At 42.0% G+C, this 22,174-nt stretch carries 22 protein-coding genes; 11 read left to right on the forward strand and 11 right to left on the reverse strand.

The window, feature by feature from the left end; translation table 11 throughout:
* Nucleotides 1-76: 76 nt before the first annotated feature.
* Together ABDZ72_RS03440 and ABDZ72_RS03445 are read left to right on the forward strand one after the other, a co-directional pair.
* A complete protein-coding gene (locus ABDZ72_RS03440; RefSeq protein ID WP_343751171.1) occupies nt 77-778 on the forward strand; it encodes a DUF421 domain-containing protein in 702 nt (233 codons plus the stop codon).
* A gap of 227 nt (nt 779-1,005) precedes the next feature.
* A complete protein-coding gene (locus tag ABDZ72_RS03445) occupies nt 1,006-1,461 on the forward strand; it encodes a CotY/CotZ family spore coat protein (RefSeq protein ID WP_343751173.1) in 456 nt (151 codons plus the stop codon).
* A 67-nt stretch (nt 1,462-1,528) separates the two neighbouring features.
* On the opposite strand, the gene ABDZ72_RS03450 is transcribed toward ABDZ72_RS03445, so the two are convergent.
* Both ABDZ72_RS03450 and mgtE read right to left on the reverse strand, forming a co-directional pair.
* Nucleotides 1,529-2,056, reverse strand: coding sequence for a CotO family spore coat protein (locus tag ABDZ72_RS03450; protein WP_343751175.1), 528 nt, complete (start codon nt 2,054-2,056; stop codon nt 1,529-1,531).
* 86 nt (nt 2,057-2,142) lie between these two features.
* The gene (mgtE, locus tag ABDZ72_RS03455) at nt 2,143-3,507 is read right to left on the reverse strand and encodes a magnesium transporter (protein WP_343751250.1); all 1,365 of its coding nucleotides are present in this window, start codon (nt 3,505-3,507) and stop codon (nt 2,143-2,145) included.
* Nucleotides 3,508-3,720: 213 nt separating this feature from the next.
* Between mgtE and ABDZ72_RS03460 the strand changes: the two genes are divergently transcribed.
* Nucleotides 3,721-4,911 carry an FtsW/RodA/SpoVE family cell cycle protein gene (locus ABDZ72_RS03460; RefSeq protein WP_343751176.1) on the forward strand — a complete coding sequence of 397 codons (1,191 nt, stop codon included), beginning with the start codon at nt 3,721-3,723 and terminating at the stop codon, nt 4,909-4,911.
* 234 nt (nt 4,912-5,145) lie between these two features.
* Here ABDZ72_RS03460 and ABDZ72_RS03465 read toward each other — a convergent pair whose 3' ends face one another.
* Genes ABDZ72_RS03465 through yjbM form a run of 3 tightly spaced genes read right to left on the reverse strand, consistent with a single transcriptional unit; the run spans nt 5,146 to nt 7,475 of the window.
* Nucleotides 5,146-6,027: an RluA family pseudouridine synthase gene (locus ABDZ72_RS03465; protein WP_343751178.1), complete on the reverse strand. Its 882-nt coding sequence runs from the start codon at nt 6,025-6,027 to the stop codon at nt 5,146-5,148.
* Nucleotides 6,028-6,051: 24 nt separating this feature from the next.
* Nucleotides 6,052-6,858 carry an NAD kinase gene (locus ABDZ72_RS03470; protein WP_343751180.1) on the reverse strand — a complete coding sequence of 269 codons (807 nt, stop codon included), beginning with the start codon at nt 6,856-6,858 and terminating at the stop codon, nt 6,052-6,054.
* An 11-nt stretch (nt 6,859-6,869) separates the two neighbouring features.
* Nucleotides 6,870-7,475, reverse strand: coding sequence for a GTP diphosphokinase (gene yjbM / locus ABDZ72_RS03475; RefSeq protein ID WP_343751182.1), 606 nt, complete (start codon nt 7,473-7,475; stop codon nt 6,870-6,872).
* A gap of 153 nt (nt 7,476-7,628) precedes the next feature.
* On the opposite strand from yjbM, the gene ABDZ72_RS03480 reads away from it, so the two are divergent.
* From ABDZ72_RS03480 to ABDZ72_RS03490, 3 genes are all read left to right on the forward strand, one after another.
* The gene (locus ABDZ72_RS03480) at nt 7,629-8,213 is read left to right on the forward strand and encodes a CYTH domain-containing protein (protein ID WP_343751184.1); all 585 of its coding nucleotides are present in this window, start codon (nt 7,629-7,631) and stop codon (nt 8,211-8,213) included.
* Nucleotides 8,214-8,273: 60 nt separating this feature from the next.
* A complete protein-coding gene (locus tag ABDZ72_RS03485; protein ID WP_343751186.1) occupies nt 8,274-8,654 on the forward strand; it encodes a globin domain-containing protein in 381 nt (126 codons plus the stop codon).
* Nucleotides 8,655-8,759: 105 nt separating this feature from the next.
* On the forward strand, nt 8,760-9,656 hold the full coding sequence (locus ABDZ72_RS03490; RefSeq protein WP_343751188.1) for a ClpXP adapter SpxH family protein: 897 nt from the start codon (nt 8,760-8,762) through the stop codon (nt 9,654-9,656).
* 590 nt (nt 9,657-10,246) lie between these two features.
* Here ABDZ72_RS03490 and pepF read toward each other — a convergent pair.
* Together pepF and ABDZ72_RS03500 are read right to left on the reverse strand one after the other, a co-directional pair.
* Nucleotides 10,247-12,058 (reverse strand): oligoendopeptidase F, encoded by a 1,812-nt coding sequence (gene pepF, locus ABDZ72_RS03495; protein ID WP_343751189.1) that lies wholly within the window; start codon nt 12,056-12,058, stop codon nt 10,247-10,249.
* Between the two features lie 84 nt (nt 12,059-12,142).
* A complete protein-coding gene (locus tag ABDZ72_RS03500; protein WP_343751191.1) occupies nt 12,143-13,333 on the reverse strand; it encodes a competence protein CoiA in 1,191 nt (396 codons plus the stop codon).
* A gap of 125 nt (nt 13,334-13,458) precedes the next feature.
* Here ABDZ72_RS03500 and ABDZ72_RS03505 point away from each other — a divergent pair, with 125 nt between their 5' ends.
* Both ABDZ72_RS03505 and ABDZ72_RS03510 read left to right on the forward strand, forming a co-directional pair.
* Nucleotides 13,459-13,983 carry an RNA polymerase sigma factor gene (locus ABDZ72_RS03505; RefSeq protein WP_343751193.1) on the forward strand — a complete coding sequence of 175 codons (525 nt, stop codon included), beginning with the start codon at nt 13,459-13,461 and terminating at the stop codon, nt 13,981-13,983.
* Entirely contained in the window at nt 13,967-15,010 is a 1,044-nt protein-coding gene (locus ABDZ72_RS03510) for a hypothetical protein (RefSeq protein ID WP_343751195.1), read from the forward strand. Before ABDZ72_RS03505 ends, ABDZ72_RS03510 begins: the two co-directional genes overlap by 17 nt.
* A gap of 158 nt (nt 15,011-15,168) precedes the next feature.
* Here the strand turns inward: ABDZ72_RS03510 and mecA are convergent, their stop codons facing one another.
* The 3 genes from mecA to ABDZ72_RS03525 form a co-directional block, all read right to left on the reverse strand.
* Nucleotides 15,169-15,864 (reverse strand): adaptor protein MecA, encoded by a 696-nt coding sequence (gene mecA, locus ABDZ72_RS03515; RefSeq protein ID WP_343751197.1) that lies wholly within the window; start codon nt 15,862-15,864, stop codon nt 15,169-15,171.
* Nucleotides 15,865-16,238: 374 nt separating this feature from the next.
* Complete coding sequence (gene spxA / locus ABDZ72_RS03520; protein WP_343751198.1) at nt 16,239-16,634, reverse strand: transcriptional regulator SpxA; 396 nt, start codon at nt 16,632-16,634, stop codon at nt 16,239-16,241.
* A 485-nt stretch (nt 16,635-17,119) separates the two neighbouring features.
* Nucleotides 17,120-18,340, reverse strand: coding sequence for a putative glycoside hydrolase (locus ABDZ72_RS03525; protein WP_343751199.1), 1,221 nt, complete (start codon nt 18,338-18,340; stop codon nt 17,120-17,122).
* A 207-nt stretch (nt 18,341-18,547) separates the two neighbouring features.
* Between ABDZ72_RS03525 and ABDZ72_RS03530 the strand changes: the two genes are divergently transcribed.
* A complete protein-coding gene (locus tag ABDZ72_RS03530; protein ID WP_343751200.1) occupies nt 18,548-19,477 on the forward strand; it encodes a LysR family transcriptional regulator in 930 nt (309 codons plus the stop codon).
* Nucleotides 19,478-19,668: 191 nt separating this feature from the next.
* Here ABDZ72_RS03530 and ABDZ72_RS03535 read toward each other — a convergent pair whose 3' ends face one another.
* Complete coding sequence (locus ABDZ72_RS03535) at nt 19,669-19,992, reverse strand: DUF4870 domain-containing protein (protein ID WP_343751201.1); 324 nt, start codon at nt 19,990-19,992, stop codon at nt 19,669-19,671.
* A gap of 182 nt (nt 19,993-20,174) precedes the next feature.
* Here ABDZ72_RS03535 and ABDZ72_RS03540 point away from each other — a divergent pair, with 182 nt between their 5' ends.
* Nucleotides 20,175-21,251, forward strand: a complete 1,077-nt coding sequence (locus tag ABDZ72_RS03540; protein ID WP_343751203.1) for an AbrB family transcriptional regulator — start codon at nt 20,175-20,177, stop codon at nt 21,249-21,251.
* Nucleotides 21,252-21,290: 39 nt separating this feature from the next.
* Entirely contained in the window at nt 21,291-22,160 is an 870-nt protein-coding gene (locus ABDZ72_RS03545) for a DMT family transporter (protein WP_343751205.1), read from the forward strand.
* Nucleotides 22,161-22,174 lie beyond the last annotated feature (14 nt).

Here is a 22,174-nt window from a genome sequence, read left to right on the forward strand (position 1 = left end):
ACATTATTTTTCACACAATGCATTGTTATCCCTGTTTTGGTTATGCTAAGGACTGTATCAAAAGGGGGAAAATGCATTGAACGAGTATTTTTTTATGTTTATAGATACCGTATTTGGGTTCATTGCCCTATTTTTTCTTGTGAAATTTCTCGGGAAATCACAGCTTAACGCACTGACGCCGTTTGATTTCATTTCTGCCATTATTCTCGGTGAATTTGTCGGGAATGCATTGTTTGAAAAAAAGGCCGGAATTACCGAGATGACGTTTGTCATTGTATTATGGGGATTATTATTGTACATTATCGAAAAAATTTCCCAGCGCTACAAAGGAAGCAGGGGGTTTCTTGAAGGAAAGCCATCAATGGCTATTTATAAGGGGCAACTTATGTATGATGAACTGAAAAAAAATCGATTGGATATCGATCAACTACAACATTTACTGCGGGAAAAAGATGTATTTTCTTTGGAAGAAGTGGAATACGCAGTGCTGGAGACGGATGGGAAGGTGTCCGTTTTGAAAAAATCGGATTATCAGACCCCGACCAAATCAGATCTAAACGTCCCGCCCGCACCAGTAAAAATCGCCAAAACATTAATCAGCGATGGCGAAATTGTTTGGGATAACCTGAAAGAAGCTAAACTGACTGAAGAATGGCTTGTCCAAACATTACACCTGCAAAACATCTCCGCCGTTGACGATGTATCTTATGCGGAATGGCAGCCGGATCAACAGCATCTGTTTGCCATGACATATAATATAAGAGACAACGATAAGTGACGTCCCCATTTTGGAACAATTGCCGGAGAAGACTGCCCATTCAATGAAACAGTTTTCTCCTTTCTTTTATACCAGGATCACAACATAATTATTCCACCCTTTTAATTTTGGCTCTATCTGTAAAAATAATATTTATCCATCATGACGCCTGCCCACACTTTATTCGTATCAGCACATACCCTGTTAGGGACACTACGTCAATCACCTAATGAAAGGGGTATTTATTCATGGGTTGTGGAAAATATCATGAAACAGGCAACTGCGTCTGTGATATTCTAAAGGAAATTGCTAACGCGCAAAACGATGTCGTTGAGAATTGCTGCACCACCAGCTGTGAAAAATCAATAAACGATCTGCTTGGTGACACCGATCAAGGAAACGGGCTGGACACCGTGCCTGTTATCCTGTACTGTGAAGACAACTGTGAACCATTCAAAGGATTCGGTGCCAACCCGGATAACATTGGTGACATGATGGCCAGCTTCTACTTCCGGGTCAAACGGGTGGATGATGACTGCTGTGCTGTCGTAGAATTGCTTCGTGACCCGGGTGACACGAGCAGAAATCCGGATAATCCGGTTGACCAGGATACCAGTAATCTACGTGCAACCGGCATTTGCATCACCGTTGATTCAAATTGCTTCTGCCATGTCACATGCCTGCCAGCAATAAACGCATTTTAACGACCTATCATAAAGGTGCTCCGGTCAACCCGGAGCACCTTTTTTCTTAATGGATGGACGGATGTCGTTAAAACCCAACCATTTGTATATCATGAATCTCACTAAATGAAATAGCAGTCGGGGTGGAACGCCTTCCTACGCGCACGTAGACGGTTTCGTCCTGATAATCGGTTATGATTCCGCGATAACGTCGTTCATTCGTCTTAATTTCACAGCGCATTGGAGGAACGTGTGCCGGTCTGTTCAGAAAATATTCAACGCGCTCCTGAAGCGACATATCTTTAAATTGCTTCCGGTGTTCGCTTGTTGTGTCATTGTGGGATGCATCTTTTTCCTCTATGTTATCATCATCGTTCGCTTGTGGATCAGCCGGCCCTGCAGTATCAGCCGGATGTTTATTTTCAACCTTTTCTTGCTCAAAAAAGGAATTCCGGCCGCCTGATCGTTTGACAGAACTTTTCGTTGTCATGGATTGGTTTTTTGTATCTGACTTTTTTGGTGTTTTATAACTGCTTTGCATCGGTGCTTCCGGTGTTCGGGTCGTCGGCTGTTGAATATACAACAATGGACTGTTGGCACTTTTTTTGTTTCCCATTTCCACACACTCCTTTGTATCCATTCGTTACGTTAGTGTATGAATGGGCTTATGAATGTGTGTTTGCCTATAAATCCCAGGATTTTCTATATGAGAAGTTGCATGAATGCCGTTGCCAGGCCAAAATATATTAGAATGGAAATGATATCGTTGATCGTCGTAATGAATGGTCCTGATGCAACCGCCGGATCAATTTGAAGCTTATCCATAAAAATAGGCACCAAGGCCCCGGATAATGTGGCTACAATCAATGTCGCCATAATGGATACACCCACCAATAATCCAAGGAAAAAATCTCCCTGCCATACATAAACGATAGCCGTAATGACCGTTCCACAGACAGCACCGGTGATCATCCCTGTTGAAGCCTCACGCAGAATAAGTTTCCATTTCCCTTCTTTGCTGAAATTTCCTGTCGCCAGTCCCCGCACAGCAACCGCAAGAGCTTGTGTTCCCGTATTGCCACTCATTCCGGCAATCAGCGGAATAAAAATAGCCAGAACGGCCATCTGATCAAGTGTTTTCTCAAATTGGTTAATCAAACTTGCTGTCAGCATGCCTAAAAATGATAGAATGACGAGCCATGGAAGACGTTTTTTTGCTGCAGCAAAAGCTCCATCCTGAGGACGATCTGTATCGGTCACACCAGCCAACTTGGAATAGTCGTCAGTTGCTTCTTCGTCCATCACGTCCAAAATATCATCAAATGTTATAATTCCGAGTAAATGATGTTGAAAATCAACGACAGGCAAAGCCAGAAAGTCATAATCACGCATCATTTGCGATACCTCTTCCTGATCTTTTCCAACCGATACAGCAAATACATTTTCATTCATCACATCAGAAATGCGAACATCCTCTTCTGCGACAATTAAGTCTCTCAGTGAAACGACCCCGACCAAATGTTTATCCGCATCAATGACGTATAAATAGTAAATAGTTTCAGCATCCGGCGCTTCTGCTTTGAGGAAATTCATCGTATCTTTAACCGTTTTTGTCTGATGAACAGCGACAAACTCTGTCGTCATGATACTGCCGGCAGTTTTCTCCTCGTAATGCAGCAGCTCTTTGATCTCATCAGCGTCCTTTGCATCCATCATCGTCAACAAACTGACAACGACATCTTTGTCCAGTTCATTCAGAATATCGACCGCATCATCCGTTGCCATTTCCCCAATAACCATCGCAGCAAATCGCGGATCCATTTCTGTTATGAACGGTTTGATATCCACCAGTTCAATATGTTCCATGATATCGGCTGTTTCATTTGGAGACAAGTATGTATAAATATGCTGTCGGACATATTCCTGTTGCTTTTCAAAAAACAGGGATTGATCATATGGATGCATCGACAGAAATTCGTCACGGAACGGTTCCATTTCATCATTGTCAATATATGTATGAAGATCCTCCCATTGACTTTTGTTCACATCTGTGTTTTCCAACAACATCACGTCCTTCCTTCCTCACGGCCACATTATACCATTTCATGTAAATTTCCTTAAACGTTAATCATTTTTCAACACAGCACTTAAATTATTGAGTTGTATCATGTAAACTGAAGATACTGGGGAAATCAATTTACCTCTACTTACCGAACAGGAACCCCTGTACCAAACGTTTAAAAGCAAACGAGACTACGCAGAAAGTAAGGTTAAAAACCCATGAAAAATAGATCAACTCTTAATATAGACTATACGTTACTATCCATTTTAATCCTTCTTTGTCTTATCAGTATATCCACACTATATTTGATGGAGCCCAATTTGCCGCCAAAGTTTGATGAAATCCATTTTTGGTTACAACAGACTAAATGGTATGTCGGTGGCAGTGTCGTCATTACAGCCATTATGCTGATCGACTATGATCGCTTCCACCAAATTACCTGGGTTTTATACAGCATTGGTGTGCTGTCACTAGTGATGTTATTTTTGAAATTTCCACCCGGCATTGTCCCTGAAGTAAAGGGATCCGTATCCTGGTTCCAAATTCCGGTTATAGGGACAGTCCAGCCCAGTGAATTTATGAAGATCATTCTTATAATGATGCTTGCTCATATCATTTTCAAGCATAACCAAAAATATAGCGACAAGACGATGAAAACGGATGTGTTGCTTCTTTTGAAAATCAGTGCGCTGGCCGCACCTCCTATGTTTTTTATAATGACGCAGCCGGATTTTGGCACATTTCTCGTTCTTGGGGCAATCACCGCCAGCATGATACTCGTCTCCGGCATCCGGTGGCACATTCTGTTCGCCCTTTTTCTTGCGGCTATTGCTGCAGGATTGCTAGGATTTGCGGCGTGGATATTTTTCCCGGACGCTGTAAGTGCATTTCTGGATAAATCGGGATTTGACCATGTGACCGGCCGATTTACTGGTTGGCTTAACCCAGATAAAAACCAGGATGACGGCTATCAACTAATTAAAGCTATGCTTGCTATCGGATCCGGCCAACTGATCGGCAAAGGCATCAGTGACATGGAAGTAGACGTACCTGAACAACATACCGATATGATATTCACCTCCATTGCGGAGCAGTTTGGATTTATCGGCTCAAGCATCGTCATCACTCTTTTTTTCCTACTGATTTACCGGCTAATTCATATTGCACTGCAAAGTAATGACCGTTATGGGAGTTACCTTGTCACAGGAATCATTGCCATGTTTGCGTATCAAATTTTTCAAAACATCGGCATGTCCGTTCAGCTGCTTCCGATCACTGGTATCCCGCTTCCATTTTTGAGCTATGGCGGAAGCTCGACCCTATCATATTTGCTGGCAATCGGGATTGTACTCAATGTTCACTCACGTACGAAAGAATATATGTTTGAAGAAACCAAGTGGTATGATTAATGAGGCAAGAGGTGACAAGAATATCAACCGGGATTTAGAATTTATCGACCAGATTATGAGAATATCAACCGAATCAGGGATTTTATAGACCGGATTGTAGGGATATCAACCGGACTTCTTATTTATCGACCAAATTTGAGATTTATCAACCGAATTATGAAAATATCAACCGGCGAACAACCGTAGACCTCCTGAAAAAGCCACACGCCATTATCGTGTGGCTTTTTCAGTATGTTATGTTGTCTGCATCAGCTGGCTAATATCAGAAGGAATGGCTGCGGTAAAACACATCGGTGCCCCTGTGATCGGGTGGTCAAACTGCAGTTGATGGCAATGCAGTGCCTGCCGGATAACCCGGTCTGTCGATCCGCCATACAAGTCATCCCCTGCCAATGGATGACCCATATGAGAAAAATGAACACGTATTTGATGGGTCCGCCCTGTTTCCAGACGAACATCCACAAGCGTATGGCTGGATGAAGTGTCCACCACTTCATAATGCGTTTCGGCATGTTTGCCATCCGTTGTAACCGTTCGTTCTATAATAGAGTCTTTCTTGCGCCCAATTGGTTTGCATATGGAACCTTTTTCTTGTTCCGGATTTCCTTCAATAACAGCATAATATGCCCGCCATATAGATCCCTTTTTTTGCATATGCGACAACATTGAATGGCTCCAGCGATGCTTCGCAATCAGCATCAAACCAGACGTCTGCCGGTCCAGTCTGGTCACAACATGAAACGTATACGGAAGACCTTGCTTCTCATAATGGGCCAGCACACCGTTGGCAATTGTTCCAGATGAGTGCAATCGCGATGGTATAGAGGCGATCCCCGCCGGTTTATGAAGAATGAGAACGGCATCATCTTCATAGACGATATCAAGCGGCATTGTTTCCGGTACCATGTGGGAACCTTTTCGTTCAGCCGGGAACGTGACGGTCAAAGCATCTCCTTCATGCAGCGTGCAGCGCAGCGTCTGCCTTTGTTGATTGACCCGGATATCACCGCCGCCATGAATAATGTGCTTGATCAGCCTTTTCGAAAATGATAACTCGTGCTGCAAATAATGACCAACGGCCTGTCCGTCATGTTGTTTTGTGATAACCCAATGCAATGCGCGTGCACCTGCCTCTTCATTTTATTCCCCTTCGTCCGCTACAAACGAATCACGGACCCGGTCCCAGAATGGGAATCGTCGGAAGCGTGCAAAACGAACACGTTCAGTGGCAACCCGGCATTGAATCGATTTTACGTTCGCATAGTTTTTGCTGAAATGATCAAGTGCAATGAGAAATGTCCGTTCATTCCCGAGCGGTTTCAGCATGCATGTATGGTGCTTCGGCAATATAAGTGGCGATCCAATCGTTCGAAAAACCCGGTTGTTGATCGACGCCATTTCTGTCAACTGGATGGCTTCAATCGACGGATGGATAATGCCTCCGCCCAACGCTTTGTTGTAGGCCGTGCTTCCGGATGGGGTAGATATGCATAACCCATCTCCCCGGAATGTCTCAAAGTGGGATCCCTTGATCTCCACATCAAAAACGACAGACCCCTCGGCTGTTTTAATAGTGGCTTCATTCATGGCTAAAAACCGATCTTCTTCTTTACCATCTTTTCCACGGATGGTAACTTCCAGAAGTGGATACTCAACAATCTGGAAAGGCGTTTTAGCGATTTCAATAATCAACTTTTCCACCTCGCTCGGGACCCAGTCGGCATAAAAACCTAAATGGCCGGTATGAACACCGATAAACGCTGTTGATTCGAGGCAATGAATATATTTATGAAAAGCCTCCAGAAAGGTTCCGTCACCTCCAACGGAAATGACCAGATCCGGATTTGTTTCATTGTATTCCAATTTAAAATCCGTCAAATATTGCTTCATTGTCGCTTGTATTTTATTCGATCGTTCATCACCTTTTGATACGATTGCAAATTTCACAATCCGCCCCCCTACTTTCGATGGAATATCCGTTTTGCTTCCAAAACCTCATTTTTAATAGCTGACATTTCTTCATCCAGCCTGAAAGCTGCTTCTGCCGCACGCTGCAGACGTGATTGTATAGCAGAAGGAATTTGGCCTTTATATTTATAATTCAGCGAATGCTCATTTGTCGCCCAGAAATTCATAGCGAGGGTACGGATTTGCACCTCCGCCAAAACCATTTTCACTCCATGAATCGTTTCAACAGGGTACTCAATGATGATGTGATAAGACCGGTAGCCACTAGCTTTCTTATGGGTGATATAATCTTTTTCTTCAGCGATGGTCAAATCTTTACGGGAACGAATCATGTTAACAATGGCATAAATATCATCTACGAAAGGACAGACAACACGCACCCCTGCTATGTCCGGAAGTTCCTCGACCCCGTCCAAAGGAATATTTCTCAGTTCTGTTTTTTCCAGGATACTTTTTACCGGTTTGACACGGCCGGTTATGAATTCAATGGGAGAATGTTTGGATTCATACTCATATTGTTTACGGATTCCTTTCAATTTTATTTTTAGTTCTTCTACTGCTTGGGCATAAGGAGCAAGCACAGCCTCCCAATTCATGTTTTCACCACCTGTCTCGTCTCTTCCTATTCTCATAATAACACATGAACAGGTTTTTCTTTGCATAATTGTGTATCATTCGCCATAATAAATCAATAGCATTGGGCTTCACAAGGCCGTTGCTGATTGTCCTGAACAAATGGAGGCATACTGATGACACAAGAAATTGAAATTGAATATAAAAACATGCTCACCGCGGATGAATTCGATCAACTATTAAATACCCTTCCTTTCCCGAAAGAGGGACAGACACAAACAAATCATTATTTTGAAACAGCGAATTTTTCGTTAAAAGAACAGGGATGTGCCCTGCGCATTCGTGAAAAAAACGGCGATTATACGATGACCCTGAAAGAACCGCATACCACGGGATTACTGGAAACCCATGACCATTTGACCAAGCAACAGGCAGACAGCTGGTTGTCCGGAAACCCCACCAATGCTGACGGAATACTGAAACAAATAGCTGATAAAGGAATAGCTGCTGCTGACCTTTTGTATTACGGCAGTCTGACAACCTATCGCCGTGAACTGGTATACGGGGATGTATTGCTCGTACTGGATGTGAACACGTATCTTCAAACGACGGACTATGAACTTGAATTGGAAGCCGAATCTGAACAAGCCGGCCTGAACACAATGCAGCAGTTGCTTGATGACTATCAGATTGAACAGCGAAATACACCGAATAAAATCCGCCGTTTCTTTACGGCAGCATCGGACGAACAATCGGATTAGTTGCGCTTCCCATACTACGTTGCTAGAATATATACAACCACCCGGGGGAGTGAATACGCAATGACAAAAACCGGAACCATTTACGAAGCTATTGGTGGCTTTAACGTGGTGGATACATTAGTGACTGCATTTTATCAACATGTCGGAAACCACCCAAAACTGACGCCTATTTTCCCGGATGACCTGACAGAAACAGCTAGAAAACAACGACTGTTTCTGACACAACTTTTCGGCGGGCCAAGGTGGTATACAGAAGACCGAGGCCATCCCATGATGAAACGACGGCACCTCCCTTTTGAAATCACCCCGGAACGTCGGGATGCATGGCTTAGTTGCATGGACGCAGCACTTACTGAATCAGGCATAGACGAACCATATCGTTCAGCTATATTTGAAAAGTTAACCATGCTGGCACAACACATGATGAACACACCAGATTAACGAATTATATTTCTGAAAGCAGTCAGACAAAGACCGGCATGCACAAGCAATGCCGTATATAGGCGCAGACACTTTTTGAATACATGGCAAGAAAGGAGAATCGATGTGCGTTGGAATCAGCCTGAGCTTGCCCGTTTCAATAACACAGACACATCGTCAACGTATAACTACATCGATTTCATGCAAAAACCAGTGGAAGTTTATGTTTTTATTGATCCGCTTTGTCCGGAATGCTGGTCATTGGAACCCTATCTTAAAAAACTGTCCACTGAATATGGTCGCTTTTTCAGACTGCAACCTATTTTAAGCGGACAACTAAACACCTTGAATAAAGATGTATTTGATAAACCAAAACGTTTGAAGGAAATATGGGAAAAAACAGCTTCACGCACGGGCATGCCTTGTGACGGTGATATATGGATTGATAACCCCATACGTTCTCCATGGATCGCGTCCCTCGCTATTAAAGCGGCGGAATTGCAAGGGAAAAAAGCAGGGAAAATGTTTTTGCGAAAAGTACAAGAGAGTGCATTCCTAAAAAAACAGGATATATCCGATGAAACCGTACTCCTGAAATGCGCTGAAAATGCTCGGCTAGATATCCAGGAATTCCGGGACGATCTTTACTCGGATACAGCCAAAAAAGCATTTCAATCCGACCTGAAGTTGACGCAGGAAATGGAAGTGGACTACATTCCAACAATCGTATTTTTTAATCAGGATACTGAGGAGCAGGGTATTAAAATTTCCGGCCTTTACCCTTACGACATCTATGTTATGATATTGAAACAAATTTTACAACGGGAACCCGTTCCATCATGCAAACCTCCACTCGAACGATTTATCCGCTATTATCAAGTTGTCGGCACAAAAGAAATTTCTGTTGTTTACGATTGGACCAAAGCCAAGACCGAAAAGGAATTAAAAAAATTAAAACTGCAGCAAGCCATTAAAAAAACACCTGTGAAATATGATGCATACTGGGAATACATTGGAGAATAGCAACTGTATAACCCTATGGAATGCAAATAAAAAAAGATGTGCGGGGCTGCGCACATCTTTTTTCCATCTCTAAACAAACAAAGGGGGATGGGAGAAAGTTTCATAATCAAAACAAAGGGGTTTTGTTTGTGACTTATCTCACATTATTATCATAACAAGTGCCATTGCTTTTCACAACCATTTGTTCACACTTTCACAAAAATGTCACACTTCTAAGAAACAAGTTTGTCACATACACTGATCATAAAACATATGGACCATTTGTTCGTTGTACCTACCGGTTGACCATAGGTTTTTCCAAGGCGTCTCAGTAACTGACATATATAGGGAGAGGTGATTCTATGCGGGACATACTCCCATTTTTCTTTTTACTGCTAACTTTAGTCGTTGCATTCCTAAACTTATTCGGGCTTATGCAACTGATACCACTTTTTGTCACATTACCGGCACTGTTCTTATCCATCTATCTGACAGTTTATTTCTTTACCCATCGGAACGCCTACCGCGGAAGATTCCGTGGTTGAACAAAAGCACATACGTCACAAAACAGGCTGTCACCACTCAGAGTGACAGCCTGTTTTTCAACTGTTTTATTTTAATAGAAGGTCTTCCATTTCATTCAGTTTTTCTTCAAACACATCAAAGGCCGCTAAAATCGGGTCTTTCGATGTCATATCAACACCAGCTTTTTTCAGAATGTCAATCGGATAATCACTGCTACCGGCTTTCAGGAAGTTCAGGTAGTCTTCAACCGCACCTTGTTCCCCGCTAAGAATCCGGCTGGCAAGCGCTGTCGCAGCGGAATAGCCGGTCGCATACTGATAAACGTAATAGTTCATGTAAAAATGCGGGATCCTGGCCCATTCCTTACCGATTTCTTCATCGCAAACAATATCATCGCCAAAGTATTTCTTGTTCAGGTTATAATAAATCTCCGTCAGTTTATCGGCTGTCAACGCTTCCCCGTTTTGCGCCCGTTTATGAATATCATGTTCAAATTCGGCGAACATCGTCTGGCGGAACACCGTGCCACGGAACCCCTCCAGAAAATGATTTAGCAAATACAACTTCTGCTTTTCATCGTCCACTTGGTTCAGCAAATAGTCGTTCAACAACGCTTCATTTGTCGTTGATGCTACCTCAGCTACAAAAATGGAGTAATTTCCATAACGGAAAGCCTGTGACTGGTGTGTATAGTAACTGTGCAAGGAATGGCCAAGTTCATGAGACAGTGTGAACAAATCTTCCAGCTTATCTTGCCAGTTAAGCAGAATGTATGGATGTGTCCCATATGCACCGGATGAATAAGCACCGCTTCGTTTGCCTTTATTCTCCTCCACATCAATCCAGCGGCTTGAAAACCCTTTTTTCAGGATATTGACATAATCATCGCCTAACGGTTTCAAGGCTTCCAGCACATGCTCTTGTGCCTCTTCATATGGAATATGCATGTCGGCATCTTTGACTAGTGGTGTGTATATATCATACATATGCAATTCATCCAGACCGAGCACTTGTTTGCGGAGGCGGATATATCGATGCATGAGCGGCAATTTTTCGTTGACGGCTTCCACCAGATTGTCATAAACCTGCTCTGGAATATGATTGCTGTCCAGTGCGGCTTGACGCGCGGAATCGTAATTTCGTACTTTAGCTTCAAAATTATCGGCTTTGACGGTTCCTGTCAATGTGGAGGCGAATGTGTTGATGAATTTGCCATACGTCTCATACATCGCCTGGAACGCGGCTTTACGTACATTGCGGTCTTTAGACTGAAGAAATCCGATGTAGCGGCCATGTGTCAAATCCACTTCTTCCCCATCTTCATTCGTTATCGTTGGAAACGTCAAATCAGCATTATTCAGCATGCTGAACGTATTAGATGCGCTTCCCATCGGCTCAGACGCTTCTGCTAACAATGCTTCTTCCTTTTCGCTTAATACGTGTGGGCGCTGACGGCTAATGTCATTCAGAACCTTGTTGTAAAATGATAATTCGTCTTTTTCCTTAACAAATTCCTGCACCTTAGCATCATCCATTGCTAGAATCTCCGGAACGATAAAACTCATCGAACTGGATGCCTGAGTCAGAAGGCTTTCTGCTTTTTCATTCAGCGCTTGATACGTCGAATTCGTGGTATCTTCGTCATTGCGCATGTGGGCATATGTAAACAATCTCCCAAGGCGCTCAGCCAGCTGATCCTGCAACACAAGAACATCATAGAGATTCTGTGCTGAATCGGCAATACTGCCTTGATAGGCGGTAATAGATGGCAGATCGTTTTCAAGTGCCTTCCGTTCCTCTTCCCAGTCGTCATCCGTTTTAAAAATATCTTCCAGTTTCCATTTGCGCTCCTCCGGAATCTCATTTCGATTTGGCAGTTCTTTTGCTGTTTTGACCACTATTTATTCCTCCTGTCATTCGTTTTCTTTTCACTTATTCAATATACTTTCCAAAAAATCCTTCCATTTCTTTAGTATGACGAATCATCCATGAATCATGCCACCATTTTGCTTCATAATCTGCTCAATCATACGAGCATCACCATCCAACGCCTCCTCTATATGGTCATAAAAAGACCATTCATTCTGTTTGATATAATGGTCTGCAGACGTTTTACGAATCAGCTGCAAAATTTCGAGCAGATAAAAGTATTCACGAATCGGATTTTCTGATTCAAGCATAAGTGGAAATAACGACGGTGCATGAAAATGGTTGCGAAGCATATGAATGCAGATTTGATATGAAAACGCTGAGCCAGCCTCAAGTGGTGTGATGATATCTAAAAAAAGACGACTTTGCCAATCCCAAGGTGGTGTTTTCATCAAGTGCTGGGAAGATATCGGCAAATAAATCGGTGACGGAAGCGTTTGCCTGTTGGCGCGTCTCGTATACAGCCATTGCTGCCATACCATCTCCCTGCCGTACAAACGCCCCGGCGTATACAGACGAAATGTTCGCTTTTTTTGCTGCCAAATATGAAAAAGTTCTTGTTGGGTGAATCGGAAAACAGGAAATAAATCCGTGAAAATCATTTTCTCTAATTTGCGGATAGATAGGTTACCTGTGATTGTACGTAATGTTGTAAAATAAATATCTTGAAAAAATAGCACTTGGTGGGTTTCCGGACAGAAGAAATATAGCGTGCGCGGAAATTCAGCAGAAAATTGATGAATGAATGGAAGGTGGAACGAGTCCACTTTTAATTGTTGTCGGCCATGTCTGCGGAACGTATTGGCTCCTAAAATCCAAATAGGTATGATTCCCGCTCGGTAGTAGCCGCGGCTTCGTTCAGCAATGAGCTCCGTTGGAATTCGGGCACATTGATATTCTATCGCAATCATCCTATGGTTCAGCTGTAGCAGTATATCCGGTCGCTGCATTATTTCCGAAATATAAAATTCGAGTCGGACGTCGAGCCCTTGTTTTTTCAACCACTGATACAGCAGCAATTTTCCCTTTTCATGGTAGGACCCTTCTCCGCCTTCCTGTGATGGGCAGTCTGTTTTTGCTTCGTGGGCAAAATGCGGAATAACTTTTGTCCCTGCTTTGGCAATAACTGGCTGACTGCATACCGGGCAAAAAAATGTCTCCCTCGTTCTTAGTAACGATATTTCCTGTCTCGTCTTGGTTGCTAATGTCACAAACGTTCCATCTTTTATTTTCGCTTGCAGCATCGAAAAATCACCTCCACGGTATTTATTCGCCAAAATTGGATTAATTCCTTTTTTATGTCACGATACATTGAAATATTTTTTAAATGCATTCGTCTAATCAACAGCGGTTATTGGAGGTGATGCACATGGATGAACGACAGACGGTGGCTGTTTGGTTTGATGAATATGGCAATGATATTTACCATTTTTTAATTTACCGCGTCGGTCCCCATGAGGCCGAGGACTTGCTCCAGGAAGTGTTCATTAAAGCATTGAAACGATTTCACAGCTATCAGAAAAAGTCCGGCCCGAAGACGTGGCTGTTCAGTGTTGCACGAAATGTAGCAATCGATGAAATAAGAAGGCAAAAAGCACGGAAATGGAAAGACCATATTCCGCTTGAGAAGACTAAAGAACCAGAGACAAATCAATCACCGCAATCCATATTTGCTGAGAAGGAAGAATACCGTATAATCTATCAGGCAATACGGACACTTAAAGCCAATTATCAGGATGTGCTTATATTACGAGGCATTAAGGAATTGTCCATTAATGAAACGGCCGATATTCTTAAATGGAGTGAAAACAAGGTCCGATTAACCCAACACCGCGCCCGCATTGCACTGAATAATACCTTAAGGGGGTGGGATACCCATGACAAAGCAAAATAACAGTTGGGTGGATCATCATCTTTCGTCCATGCCAAAGCCAAGTGTAAGCCAGGATAAACATCAGGAAATCAAACAAACCATTATGAATGATAAAAAGCCAGGCACATTCCGAAGATACTCGGCCATTGCTGGTACTGCTGCAGCCTGCTTCATTGTCTTTCTGCTGGCCATAACATTCATCAACAGCCAGCAGCGAATGACTATGCAATCTTTTTCAGAAATCATCAGCGGTGATATCGCCAAAATTGCCGGAACAGATGGGACAAATGACTACGTTTCAGACAGCAATCAAATCCTGCAAGCATTCCACGAAGCAACGGAATCAATAGAGCTGGTGGAGACAGATACAAGAAGTAAGGCATTGTCACAATCGATTACACTTTATGATAATGAGGGCGACAAAATGGCCGATATCCAATTCGGCGATGAAGCAGCTATCAACATTAATGGAACCTATTACCGGACAGGCGATGGTGAGCTGAAGGCGTTTACAGATGTCTTTTTCACGGAAAAATATGCAACTGGCAAACAATTATCTACTCGGAAACAAGCTTACCGAATTATTGATTTGCTGATGCAAAAAAATATGAACAAGCTCATGTCTTTTGTACATCCTGAAAAAGGACTGCGGTTTTCACCACACGTTTCTGTTTCTGCCGATGACGTCACGATCCCCAAACACGATATTCCCGGTTTGCTCGATCAGGAAGATACCTATACATGGGGGATAAAAGCTGGCAAGGGAAGCCCAATTGAAATGACGCCCAATGATTACATCGAGGAATACGTCCGTCCGCAGCTGTTCACGCCTGATTCCGCTGATACTATAAGCATCAACGAAATCAAACAGCGCGGAAACACACGGAATACGATTCTCGACATGTACCCCAGTGCAGAAACGGTTGAATTTTACAATGACGGGTCAGCAGACACCGAAATGGACTGGCGGAGTCTAACACTTGTATTTCAAAACTATAATGGGAAACGAAAGCTGGTCGCGATCGTGAATAACCAATGGTCACCATAAAGTAAAACTTAAATTAAGTTACATTGCGGGATGAACAGAATGCATAATGATTTATTGCACCTTCTTTTCCCAAAACAAAAGCGTAACCAGTGCTGGTTACGCTTTTGTTTCTGTACAAATGATCTAAAAATAGTCTAAAAACCAAAAAAAAGACACCCTTATTCAGAGCGTCTAATCGTTGCAGGGAAGTAGGTCCGGATTTGGTCAAACACATTTTCCTGCATAACTCGCTTTCCATATTCTTCAAGAAAATGAATGGTTGTATCCGAGTCATTGCCGAATTCAAAAATCTGACTAAGCAAGTCTTCCTGCCTGTCATCATCCTCTTCCGGAAAACCAATATACAGATAATAAGCATCATTGTAATGGAATAAGGTATTTTCTAATGTTGTTTCACTGGTATCAAGGTAATGGCTCAGTTGAATGATATCTTCAAAATCGGTAAAACGAACAATCAGCGATAACATGCCATCGTCATTCTCATCTTTTACTGTGTTTGCTTGTTTATCCGATTCGAATTTGTCGTCAACCATGTCATCAAGGCTTTCATCAACCGAGATATCGACAGTCTTACCATTTTCCGTTGGGAGCTCAATATTTTCACCATCATTGGAGATTTGTGCTTTTGTCACAACAATCTCCAATCCTTTTTCCAATGCCTGAACCTGAATCCATAATGGGCCATCAACTGTAAAGTCTTCTTTATAATTAAGTTCTTCCATCATTTGCCAAAATAGCTGTTCGCCTCGTTCACGATTATACCAGATTTCCTCACGTTGGAATCCGCGATCCTCCATATCAACGTATGAAATATAAAATTTCACCGTATTCTCATTAATCCGTTCTATTTCCATCCTTTTTCTCCCCCTTCATATAAAGAATCCGGACTCTTAAAGTCAAATCCAAATGGTGGAAGAGACAGCATTTTTATGTCTGTTTATAATTTCCCTGTAAAGCATATTCATAACCATTCAAGGACTTGTAATTTTATTATATTACGAACTTGGAATTCTTGAAAATTTATTTGCCTATTTTAATGGTTAATTTCTAATTTTAACCCATTTTTCTTCTGTTGTCACTAGTTCAAAGAAAAATGGACCATCCCATTTTTCAAAAATCGATTTAGACAACATAATAGGTGGTATACAGGCTTTTATATAGGAAAAACGCAGATCTCAGTTGATAAAAGGATCTACGTTTTTGATGTTTATAATGGAAACCAGCATAATTAGTTGACGAGACGCTGAGCTTCACGCAATTGGAAGGTTCTGACTGTTCTCGGCAAAAAGCGACGGATTTCATCTTCATTATAGCCAACCTGCAGTCGTTTCTTATCCAAAATAATCGGCCGGCGCAGCAATCCAGGATTCTGCTGAATCAACCGAAATAAGTCTTTCATAGGCAATTGATCTATATGAACATCCAGTTTTTGAAATACTTTTGAGCGTGTTGATATAATCTCATCGGTGCCGTCTTCTGTCATGCGAAGTACTTCCTTAATTTCATCAAGTGTTAATGGTTCCGAAAAGATATTGCGCTCTTCAAATGGTATATCATGCTCTTCCAGCCATGCTTTAGCTTTTCTGCAAGATGTACAGCTGGGTGAGGTATAAAGTGTTACCATGTAACTTCACTCCTCATTCTCATAAGTATATAGTCATTTCATGAACTGTTACCAACTTATTATTACATTAAAATAAGTTTAAATTGTCTATATATAAAATTATACTACAATTGTCAATCAAAAGGTAGAGGCTATATTAAAAAAGTTGGTAAAAATTATTCATGTGTTCACAAAATGTTCGCATTGAACCACGTTAATAGCCATTATTATATACCCTGAACATTTTTTCATTAAACGTCACAAGAATGAAAATGGATGAAAAATGTTGTCGCTGTCCCCCACCCAATAAAAGCGAACGTTCATGTCACCTTATTAATGAGCTAAGGCGGGGATTACAACAGCCCTTTAATGCGTGATAAACGTGATATAATATTAGTATGAATGGAAAAACCAGCATTTATTCAAAGATATCTGGTTTTTACTGATTTTGGCCTTTCCGGAAGTTGTTGATGGACCACTACCTGCATGCAAATGAACCAACGATATCAATCGAGTGGTGTATAATCCACATTTTCCGTGTATACGTTGCCGGCATTCCAAATCAGAAATTCATTGATGCCTTTTTCATTCAACGCTTTAATCTGTGCTTCCACTTCTGCTTTCCCGTACTGCGTTGGTGCACCGCTGTACAGCCACGGCGCCTCAAAATCCTGCAACCATGGCCGTGATGTCGGCGGATTATCCAATTCATCGAGCATATCGTTTTCAACTTTAGCATATTCTGCGACGGTCTTGTAAGGTTCCTTGTCAGGGAAGTCAATGCCAAAGTAAGATGTCCAGTGACTCGGGTAAATCATGGAAGAGATAACATCCACATTGCTGGCTATCTTAGGGAAATTTTGTCCGATTCCAGGAGCACGCTTAACTGTCGCCGTATAACCAAAAATATCGACAGCGACATCAATGTCGTAATAATCCAGCTCCTTTTGGGCATACTGGACAAAATCGGTAACAGCTTTCACTCGGCGTTTCTCATTACTTAAATTTTCGTTTTTGTAATCGCCTTTGTTGTAATTCAGTTCATCATCATAGTGTTCAAAACCTTCGGGAAAACGGACATAATCAAACTGAATTTCCTGAAACCCAAGTTCGGCCGCTTTTTTGGCTATGCCAAGGTTATATTCCCATACTTCTTTTTGAAAGGGATTAACAAATGAGTCTCCTTTATTATTCGTCCATACGTGTCCGTTTTCAGTGAATGATAGATCCGGCCGCTTTTCGGCCAGAACAGAATCTTTAAAAACAACGATTCGTGCAATCGGATAAATGCCTTTTTCCTCCAGCACTTCAAGCATTTTTCTGGGTTCATCTATATAGTTAGTGGCTATATCCTTATAAGGCGAATCATCCGGGACACTGATGGTCAAATTGCCATGATCCTCTTTAATATCAATCACCATAGCATTCAGCTTTGAATTCTCAACCAAATTCAGGAGAGTATCAAATCGCTGCCCGCCTGCTGATGGACCAGTGACATAAACACCTCTGACTGCATCAGGATATGTAAAGTCCAAACCGGCATCATAGGTGAAACGCTGCATTTTCTTTTCCGTGTCTATAGAGGTTACGGTCGTCTGTCTTTCGGTGTTCGGGTTTGCTTGTAATGTTTTTTCACTGTCCGTTGCCTTGGAGGAAAGCGGTATAATCGCAACAATGAGCAGGAGAAGAAGAACAAAAACTGATATCCCGAGGTAAATTCGCTTCATTTTCTATCAGTCTCCCATTTTCCTTTTAAATATATTATAAAAGAAATCGACAACAAATGGAACAATCTTTTTCAAAATCCGACAATATTTTAAATATCTACCCCTTAATTCGTTAACCGATAAATCCTGGTCATGCATTTTATGCTTATTAGTTATAAAACATGATATAATAAACGAAAGAAAATGATAAATTGTGGTGAAGATAATATGGACCAACATTTACATGTTTTTGTCACAGTGGCAGAAAAGCAGAATTTTTCCAGAGCAGCAGAAACATTGCATATGACACAACCCGCGGTGAGTCAGTACATTCGACTTTTTGAAGAGACTATGGGAGTACGCCTGCTGGAGCGGACAAGCAAATATGTACAGCTCAATAAAGCTGGGGAAATGGTGTATCATCATGCCAAAGAAATCATCGGATTGTACACGAGAATGCAAAATTTAGTAGATGATTTAACTAACAAAGCCAGCGGGCCACTCTCAATTGGGGCAAGCTATACGTTTGGCGAATACGTGCTCCCGCATATTATTGCGAAATTGAACGAGGCATACCCGAATATAAGCCCTACCGTTATCATTGGCAACACAACTGAAATAGCTGATGCAGTCAAGCGGCATCAACTGGATGTAGGCATTGTCGAGGGGCACTTAAAAGATGAAGAGCACATGCAGATAGAACCATTTGCAGAGGATGATATGGTTGTTGTTGCGGCACCGAATCATCCGTTGATGGTGAGGAATGATGTCATATCAATGAAAGATCTGGAAAAAACAACGTGGGTACTTCGAGAATATGGATCCGGAACTAGAGAGGCAGCAGATAGTGTATTTCAACAAAATGACATTGCACCCGACAAGATTATGAACATTGGCAGTACCCAGCCGATCAAGGAAGCTGTTGAAGCTGGGTTAGGAATCAGTTTATTATCCCAATGGGCTATCCAAAAAGAACTGCAACATGATGATCTGACCGTTGTTCCAGTATCAGGATTGCCTTTCCGGAGACAATTTTCCATTATTACAACTTCCCCGTTCCAAACGAAGGCCCTGCAAATATTCATCGACCTGCTGCGACATAATAAAGATCTGTCAGCCTTCCGATCGGATCACGATGACCCAAGCGGCACAACGTAATAAGATGAAGCGTTTAAATGTTAGAAGGCCGGAATTCACCCGTGGTGGCTATTAAAAAACAAGTAGCCTTCCCCGGCAGCATTCAATGGCCGGGGACTTCCTATACATAGAATTGAAACGAAACATGCATAGATGATGAATAATACGTATTAGCACAGCTGCAAGTGAACGCTTAAAAATGCTCTTTTGCTTCATTTAATAATCCGAAACACAAGTGGTATGCGGTAGCGAACACCATTATTAGCTTTAAGTAATGCGATGATGGTAAATACAAATGCTAAAATGATTATAATAGGTAGTAATATAAAGCCAATTACTAATAGAACCAGAATACCGCTAATGATGGAATAAACCGTAAACGATATTAAGAAATTAAAATATTCTTTTCCATGATAATCAACAAAATCGGATTCATCGCGTTTAAACAACCAAATCAGTAATGGACCAAGAACGGGGAAGAATATACTGATCAAATAGATCAGCATCGCAAACATACGTTCATCTTTTTCCAACATATTTATCACCTCTTTTTTATGATTATATGAAACAGCTTTTGAATTTGTTTCTTTTCAACCAGCAGGGCGTGACCTTCTTTCTTGGCAATTAATTATTCGTCCAGTACCATGGTTATGTGCTATACTTTTTCGTATTATCTGCTCAGTCATTGAACGTATATCAGACAACAAGGTGATTTTTTATGCAAAACGTTGTAGTAATCTTGGTCGGCTTTTTAAATGGCTATCTGTTCGAACTTTTACACGTACCTGCTGGTTGGCTATTAGGAGCCATTGCTGTCGGAGCTATTTACCGTCTTTTCATAGCTGACATAACGTTTCCGCCGCTTCTCTTTGACACAGCCCTTGCCATTATCGGCGTCAGTATCAGTTTATCCATCAAGATTGACATGTTTAAGGACGTGGCCGGCTTTTTGTTGCCACAGCTTGTAAGCCTTGTGACACTTTTTGTTGCTTGCTTTTTTTTGGCTAAATTTCTGCATCGGTTCTCCAACCTTGATGCGATAACCGCCTTGTTTTGCTGTTTACCAGCAGGAGCGTCCGTTATGATTGCCCTGAGCAGAGAGTACAAAGCAAAACTGAGTATTGTTGCTGCCTTTCAAAGTGTTCGGATCATGATGCTGGTGACTACTATCCCCATTATCGCCGGGTATATTTCACCTCTGCTAGATACACAGGTGGTCAAGAACAGCGGCCTGGAAGCAACAGAAGGGAACACCATACCCATGTGGGGGGCCCTTGTAGCATATACGTTGATTGTTATGACAGCACTAGCACTCGCGATTAAATGGAAAATACCGGTTGCTTCGTTTATCTATTCTATCATGCTCGGGTTTTTAGTCCATTCTTTCGCTGTTCCATTACCTTCAATGCCTGACGTCATGGTTGGCGGAGGAATGGCTATGCTGGGGGTCATTATCGGTGCTCGTTTTGACCGGGAGTCCGTAGCAGAATTTAAACGTATCGGCTGGACCAGTTTGGGAATATTGACGGCCTTTTTTGTATTGACTTTTATCACAACCTTTATTTTTTATTTGATGACACCATTGGATTTCACAACAAGTTTGCTTGCTATTGTTCCAGCTGGTGCGGCGCAAATGGCTTCAGTAGCAGCGCTTTTGGATCTCGATGCCAGTATTGTTGCTGCGATACAAGTATCAAGGCTTGTCATCATTATTATCACTGTGCCAATGATCGTTCCGTTTCTTGTCAACCAGGAACATCACCAACAAACTATAGCACACAACAACGGACTATGATAAGAGATGACACAACAAAAGACGTAATGGGAGGATCATATGAACAACCGGAATAAAGGCATCATATTATTATTGGTATCGGCATTTGGATTTTCCCTTATGGCAGCATTTGTTAAACTTTCCGGGGATATTCCAACCGTCCAAAAAACGTTGTTCCGCAACGCGGTCTCAATGATGATTGCATTTGGGTTTGTTTTACACTACAAGGAACGCTTGTTTGGCAAAAAGGAAAATCAAACATATCTCCTGCTGCGTTCGTCCTTGGGCGCGGCCGGAATTGTATTATATTTCTATGCCATCGATCATCTTGTTTTATCCGATGCCGACATGTTGAATAAAATGAGCCCGTTTTTAACCATCGTTTTTGCAGCCATTTTTTTAAAAGAACGTGCACGACTGTTTCAAACCGTTGCAATCGTGATAGCTTTTATTGGAACGCTTTTCATTATTAAGCCGGAATTTTCCCTCCAAACCATTCCTTATATTGCCGGGATCTTTTCAGCGGTTTTCGCTGCAGGAGCGTATACGGTCCTGAGGGTACTCGGCGACAAGGAGCAATATTATACCGTTGTATTTTATTTTTCTTTTTTCACGACCATGGTATTGCTGCCGTTTGTCATCATTTTTTATGAACCAATGCATTGGCAACAGTGGGTTTATCTGCTCGCAGCGGGGATTTTTGCCACGGTGGGGCAATTCGGGATCACGGTTGCCTACAAGTATGCACCGGCAAAGGAAATTTCGATTTTCTTCTACTCAACGGTCGTGTATTCGGCGCTTATCAGCATTTTCCTATTCGGACAGATTCCAGATATTTGGAGTGTCATTGGATACATCGTTATTTTCAGTGCATCGTTCTATATGTTTTTGAGAAATAACCGAGAAGACAGCGAACGTCGTACGTCGTAATAAGAAAAAGTTAA

This window comes from Lentibacillus halophilus, from assembly GCF_039522485.1.
Classification (GTDB): Bacteria; Bacillota; Bacilli; order Bacillales; family Amphibacillaceae; genus Lentibacillus; species Lentibacillus halophilus.

Bases quoted from the DNA above. Each gene is read 5' to 3' on its own strand.
- ABDZ72_RS03445 (WP_343751173.1), top strand. From the start codon at position 1,006: ATGGGTTGTGGAAAATATCATGAAACAGGCAACTGCGTCTGTGATATT.
- ABDZ72_RS03450 (WP_343751175.1), bottom strand. From the start codon at position 2,056: ATGGGAAACAAAAAAAGTGCCAACAGTCCATTGTTGTATATTCAACAG.
- mgtE (WP_343751250.1), bottom strand. From the start codon at position 3,507: ATGTTGTTGGAAAACACAGATGTGAACAAAAGTCAATGGGAGGATCTT.
- ABDZ72_RS03460 (WP_343751176.1), top strand. From the start codon at position 3,721: ATGAAAAATAGATCAACTCTTAATATAGACTATACGTTACTATCCATT.
- yjbM (WP_343751182.1), bottom strand. From the start codon at position 7,475: ATGAATTGGGAGGCTGTGCTTGCTCCTTATGCCCAAGCAGTAGAAGAA.
- ABDZ72_RS03480 (WP_343751184.1), top strand. From the start codon at position 7,629: ATGACACAAGAAATTGAAATTGAATATAAAAACATGCTCACCGCGGAT.
- ABDZ72_RS03485 (WP_343751186.1), top strand. From the start codon at position 8,274: ATGACAAAAACCGGAACCATTTACGAAGCTATTGGTGGCTTTAACGTG.
- ABDZ72_RS03500 (WP_343751191.1), bottom strand. From the start codon at position 13,333: ATGCTGCAAGCGAAAATAAAAGATGGAACGTTTGTGACATTAGCAACC.
- ABDZ72_RS03505 (WP_343751193.1), top strand. From the start codon at position 13,459: ATGGATGAACGACAGACGGTGGCTGTTTGGTTTGATGAATATGGCAAT.
- ABDZ72_RS03510 (WP_343751195.1), top strand. From the start codon at position 13,967: ATGACAAAGCAAAATAACAGTTGGGTGGATCATCATCTTTCGTCCATG.
- mecA (WP_343751197.1), bottom strand. From the start codon at position 15,864: ATGGAAATAGAACGGATTAATGAGAATACGGTGAAATTTTATATTTCA.
- spxA (WP_343751198.1), bottom strand. From the start codon at position 16,634: ATGGTAACACTTTATACCTCACCCAGCTGTACATCTTGCAGAAAAGCT.
- ABDZ72_RS03525 (WP_343751199.1), bottom strand. From the start codon at position 18,340: ATGAAGCGAATTTACCTCGGGATATCAGTTTTTGTTCTTCTTCTCCTG.
- ABDZ72_RS03530 (WP_343751200.1), top strand. From the start codon at position 18,548: ATGGACCAACATTTACATGTTTTTGTCACAGTGGCAGAAAAGCAGAAT.
- ABDZ72_RS03535 (WP_343751201.1), bottom strand. From the start codon at position 19,992: ATGTTGGAAAAAGATGAACGTATGTTTGCGATGCTGATCTATTTGATC.
- ABDZ72_RS03540 (WP_343751203.1), top strand. From the start codon at position 20,175: ATGCAAAACGTTGTAGTAATCTTGGTCGGCTTTTTAAATGGCTATCTG.
- ABDZ72_RS03545 (WP_343751205.1), top strand. From the start codon at position 21,291: ATGAACAACCGGAATAAAGGCATCATATTATTATTGGTATCGGCATTT.